The following is a 1,224-nucleotide window of genomic DNA, read 5'->3' on the forward strand; positions in this document are numbered from 1 at the left end:
CTGCAATCTCCTTCTGAAACATCAAAAGGAAACTCGCTCCTCCACCAGCGCAGCGGAACCCTGGAAATCAATGGGACGGGGACGGCGCTTACGATAATGGCAGCTGGACAGCTTTGTCAAGCAAGCCGGGAACGACATCAAGCAGCTGCTTGTCGCCGTAGGGTTTGCCGACATAGGCGTCGTATGCCAGGCTCGCCGTTTGCGGCAGCCTTCTCTCCGGGATTGCTGAGGACAGAATGATCGGAAGCGCGACCCCCGCCGCGCGCAGAGCGGCGATCATGGCGAGGCCATCCATGCGCGGCATTATGTAATCGGTCAGGATCAAGTCCGGGTTTTCGTTTTCCACCGCTTCCAGCCCCGTTTGCCCGTTCGGGGCGAGGAAAACGGTGTAGCCTGCGTGTTGATTTCCACCCAGAAGTGACCCGGGTAGCAGCATAATTTCCATTGAGAATTGACCCATGTGACCCTTCCCCCAGCGGCCTACGCAGCGGGGGACATTGGAGTGATACACATGGAACTTTTGAACATCATCCGACGTATGGCTTTGCGCGAGAACTTGCCCCTGCGCGAGATTGCGCGGCAGACCGGCATGTCGCGCAACACGATCAGGAAGTATCTGAACGCAGGCACGATCGAGCCTTAGTTCGCAACGCCGGAGCGGCAGAGCAAGCTCGATCCGTTCGCTGCGAAGTTGGCCGGCTGGCTGAAGACGGAGGCGGGGAAGTCACGCAAGCAGCGGCGGACGCTGAAGCAAATGCATGCGGATCTGATGGTTTTGGGATTCGATGGATCCTACAACCGGGTTGCGGCTTTTGCGCGCGACTGGCGAGCCGATCGGCAGCGTGATCAGCAAACGACCGGCCGGGGCACCTTCGTGCCACTGTCGTTTCGACCGGGCGAGGCATTCCAGTTCGATTGGAGCGAGGACTTTGCCGTTCTGGGTGGCGAGCGCACCAAGCTCCAGGTTGCCCACATCAAGCTGTCGCACAGCCGGGCTTTTCTGGTCCGGGCGTATCTGCTGCAAACGCACGAGATGCTGTTCGATGCCCATTGGCACGGGTTCAGAGTCCTCGGTGGGGTCCCGGAGCGCGGCATCTATGACAACATGCGCTTCCTCGCGATGGCAAACAGAGGTGGCCCTAGTTTTTCGACCAGCTTTCTGCCGCAATAAGCTCTCGCATTTGTTTCATGTCAGGCGGCAGCTTTCAGGTTCGAGCCTTGAGT

General features: G+C 59.1%; 1 protein-coding gene and 1 pseudogene. One reads left to right on the plus strand and one right to left on the minus strand.

Going from position 1 to position 1,224, the window contains the following annotated elements:
• Positions 1-88: 88 nt before the first annotated feature.
• Positions 89-460: a response regulator gene (locus tag BMX16_RS17230; RefSeq protein ID WP_089906018.1), complete on the minus strand. Its 372-nt coding sequence runs from the start codon at positions 458-460 to the stop codon at positions 89-91.
• Between the two features lie 51 nt (positions 461-511).
• Here BMX16_RS17230 and istA point away from each other — a divergent pair.
• Positions 512-1,111, plus strand: a pseudogene (gene istA / locus BMX16_RS17235) (IS21 family transposase); the annotation flags it as partial.
• Positions 1,112-1,224: the final 113 nt, after the last annotated feature.

Origin of the sequence: Loktanella fryxellensis (genome assembly GCF_900110065.1) — a bacterium.
GTDB lineage: Bacteria > Pseudomonadota > Alphaproteobacteria > Rhodobacterales > Rhodobacteraceae > Loktanella > Loktanella fryxellensis.